Annotated in this window: 3 protein-coding genes; 1 reads left to right on the top strand and 2 read right to left on the bottom strand. The window is 69.3% G+C overall.

Annotated features, from left to right (window positions below):
• Window positions 1-43 precede the first annotated feature (43 nt).
• Together B4E30_RS07770 and B4E30_RS07765 are read right to left on the bottom strand one after the other, a co-directional pair.
• On the bottom strand, window positions 44-1207 hold the full coding sequence (locus B4E30_RS07770) for an acyl-CoA dehydrogenase family protein (protein ID WP_286794507.1): 1164 nt from the start codon (window positions 1205-1207) through the stop codon (window positions 44-46).
• Window positions 1208-1347: 140 nt separating this feature from the next.
• The gene (locus tag B4E30_RS07765) at window positions 1348-2475 is read right to left on the bottom strand and encodes a M15 family metallopeptidase (RefSeq protein WP_286794505.1); all 1128 of its coding nucleotides are present in this window, start codon (window positions 2473-2475) and stop codon (window positions 1348-1350) included.
• Between the two features lie 100 nt (window positions 2476-2575).
• Between B4E30_RS07765 and B4E30_RS07760 the strand changes: the two genes are divergently transcribed.
• Window positions 2576-3588, top strand: a 1013-nt coding sequence (locus tag B4E30_RS07760) for an Rv2578c family radical SAM protein (RefSeq protein ID WP_286794504.1), incomplete at its 3' end; no start/stop codon positions are given.

Here is a 3588-nt window from a genome sequence, read left to right as displayed (position 1 = left end):
ACCCGGCCGGGTGGACCCGCAGAAGGTGACTGCGGAGCACGGGTTACTTCTTGCCGGCGAGCTGACGGCCGACGATCTCGCGCATGATCTCGTTCGTGCCGCCGTAGATGCGGTGCACGCGGGCGTCGAGGAAGGCGCGGGCGATGGGGTACTCGGTGATGTAGCCGTAGCCGCCGTGCAGCTGCACGCACGTGTCGAGCACATCCCACTCGCGCTCGGTCGTCCAGAACTTCACCTTCGCCGCCTCTTCGGCCGACAGCTCGCCCTCGCCGTAGGCGCGCATGGCACGGTCGATGTACGCCCACAGTGCGTCCACCGTCGCGGCGATGTCGGCGAGCTGGAAGCGCGTGTTCTGGAAGTCGATGACCCGCTGGCCGAAGGCCTCGCGCTCCTTCGTGTACGCGACCGTCCAATCGAGCGCGGCGCCCGCCGCCGCAGCAGCCGCGACCCCGATCGACAGGCGCTCCAGCGGAAGGTTCATCATCAGCTGCACGAAGCCCTGCCCCTCGCGGCCGCTGATGAGGTTCTCCTCGGGCACGAACACATCCGAGAACGACAGCTCCGCGGTGTCATGACCGTGGAAGCCCATCTTGTGCAGCTTCTTGCCGTGGTCGAACCCCTCGGACGCGGTCTCGATCAGGAGCAGGCTGAACGCGTCGGGACGGTTTCCCTCGCCGGTCTTCACGAATGTGACGACGAGGTCGGCGCTCGCCCCCGACGAGATGAAGGTCTTCGCCCCGTTGACGACGTAGCCGCCGTCGACCTTCTTCGCCGTCGTCGAGATGCCGCGCAGGTCGCTCCCCGCGCCGGGCTCGGTCATCGCGAGCGCGCCGATGATCTCCCCGGTGGCCATGCGGGGCAGGTACTTCTCCTTCTGCTCCTGCGTGCCCATGTGCACCAGGTACGGCACCGCCAGGTCATCCTGGATGCCGAACGCCCCCGCGAGCGACCCCGCCCCGGCGGCGATGACCTCTTCGTTCACGATCGCGCGGAAGCGGTAGTCCTGCAGCATGCCCGCCCCGCCGAACTCCTCCGGCACGGACAGGCCGATCAATCCCGCCTCACCCGCGGCGAGCATCGTCGCGCGGTCGACCTCGCCCTCGGCGTCCCACTTCTCGCGCACATCGTTGGTGACATGGCGCTTGATGAATTCCTTGACGACGTCGCGGAAGGCCTCGTGATCCTCGTCGTAGATGTCGCGTTCCATGCGGATCTCCTCCTCGAGTGGCTGCAGGTGCGGGTCTCCCCGGGCGTCATCCTAGTTCCGACGTCGGCGGCGGGGCGCGAGCGCTGTGAGATCGGGTCCCTCGATCCCCGGCACTCGGTGTCGCTATTTGTCGGATGCCGTCAACTGTCGTAGTCGGGCGCGGCAGGGAGGCCGAAGAAGCTCTCGAGGGTGTGCCAGCCGCCCTCGTGATAGTGCCGGGCGAGGTCGGTTCCGACGTACCGCAGGTGCCAGGGCTCGGGCACATACCCGGTCACGCCCGTGAAGCCTTCCTCGTATCGCACGATGAAGCCGTACTCCCAGGCATGCTCGGCGACCCAGTCGCCCTGAGCCGTGCCGGCCAGATCGTCGAGGCCCCCGCATCCGCCGGCACCGCACGCCACCACGTCGGCGGCGAGCCCCGCTTGGTGCTCACTGTGTCCGGGGCGGGCGCTGATCTCGTCGGCGCCGTCCGTGCCGCGCGCGTTGACGTGCGACGAGTAGGTGTCGACCTGGGTGTCGTAGGAGCGGAAGCCGCTGAGGAGTGCGATCTCGCCCGCTCCATCGGCTGCGGCGTCCGCGACGAGCGCCGACAGGGCGGAAGAGACCGCAGAACGCAGCGCGGTGCCCGGGATGTTGCGCACACCGTCGGGCGCGACGAGGTCGGCGGGACGATAGTCCACCGGGTCGTAGGGCCGGGACTTGTTGACCACGACCCACTCGAACGTCGGGTCGTCGAGGCGCACGCAGGGCGCCGTGCCGGCTGCGACGGCCGAGCGGAACGACTCGGCTCCGCCGGCGGCGGCGACGGCCGCGGCGGTGTCGCGGGCATCGAGGGCCGCGGTGAGGTCGGCGGAGGCGCAGATGTCGTCGCCGGTGACCTCGGGAGCGACGACCGGAGACGGCAGCGATTCCGTCACCGGGGGGAGCGGCTCGCTCTGCGACCCCTGCACCGAGACCTCCAGGTCGCCGTTCGCGACACTGGCCGGTGCGTCTACGAGCGGCGGGGCCGTCACGGCAGCGGTCACCGCGACGGCGGAGCCGAACACGAGGGCGGCCGTGCCCACGACGGCGAAGACGGTCGCGATGCGCCCTGCCCGTCGGCGACGGGCATGTGCCGGAGACGATCCGGCGACGACGCCGGTGCCGTCGCCCGGCGCGCCTGCCCCGGGGCGCGAGGCCACCACTCTCTCGCGCAATGCGCGACGAGTGAGGGGTGCGCCCGGAGATTCGGGCGGGTCGGGGTCCGCCACCTCCTCATTGTCGTTCATCACGTGCACGATCTCGACGTCATGACCCGCGACTCCGCCACCCTTCGATCCTTGCCGTCCGATGGTTGACATTCGTTCGAAGCTTTGTTCCCATGGACACATGCGTTGGCGGGGACAGGAACTCGGAGTGGCCGACACGGCGGCACTGCCGGGTCTGGAGCACCTCGACGGACTCGTGCAGTCCGTCACGACACCCGAGTTCTCGGGCGTCACGTTCCACGAGGTCATGGCGAAGTCCGCGCTGAACCACGTTCCGGGCGGCTCGTCGATGCCCTTCGACTGGACCGTCAACCCGTACCGGGGCTGCAGTCATGCCTGCTCGTACTGCTTCGCCCGCGGAACCCATGAGTATCTCGACCTCGACGCCGGACGCGACTTCGACACCCAGGTGGTCGTCAAGGTGAACGTCGCCGAGGTGCTCCGCCGCGAGCTCGCCCGCGGCAACTGGCACCACGACCCGGTGATGCTGGGCACCAACACCGATCCGTATCAGCGAGCCGAGGGCCGCTATCGCCTCATGCCGGGCATCGTGTCAGCCCTCACGGATTCCGGCACCCCGTTCTCGATCCTCACCAAGGGCACGATGCTGCGGCGCGACCTGCCGATGCTCACGGAAGCCTCTCGTGAGGTGAGAGTGACCCTCGCCATGTCGATCGCCGTGTTCGACGACCATCTCCAGAAGGCGGTGGAGCCGGGAACGCCCACGACCGCTGCCCGACTCGACACCGTGCGCTCCGCGACCGACGCGGGCTTCGATGTGACCGTCTTCCTGATGCCGATCCTGCCGCACCTCACCGACTCCATCGCCGCGCTCGACGACGCGCTGCGGCGCATCAAAGAGGCCGGGGCCGCTCGCGTCGTCTACGGCGCCCTGCATCTGCGTCCGGGCGCGAAGGCGTGGTTCATGTCCTGGCTCGAGCGCGACCACCCGGAGCTGGTGTCATCGTACCTGGGGCTCTATCCGGGGGTGTCCGCGTACGCGCCCAAGGGCTATCGCTCATGGCTCGCCAAGCGCGTGCAGCCGCTGCTGCGCGCACACGGGCTGAACGGCACGGTCGAAGACGACCGGCCGGATCGACGGATGCCGGTGCCCGGCCTGGCCGCATCGCCTCC

Origin of the sequence: Microbacterium sp. UBA3394, from assembly GCF_002358725.1 — a bacterium.
GTDB lineage: Bacteria > Actinomycetota > Actinomycetes > Actinomycetales > Microbacteriaceae > Microbacterium > Microbacterium luteum.
This window is presented reverse-complemented; position numbering and strand designations above follow the sequence as displayed.

Coding starts and splice junctions, on each gene's coding strand:
- B4E30_RS07770 (WP_286794507.1), bottom strand. CDS start 1,207: ATGGAACGCGACATCTACGACGAGGATCACGAGGCCTTCCGCGACGTC.
- B4E30_RS07765 (WP_286794505.1), bottom strand. CDS start 2,475: ATGAACGACAATGAGGAGGTGGCGGACCCCGACCCGCCCGAATCTCCG.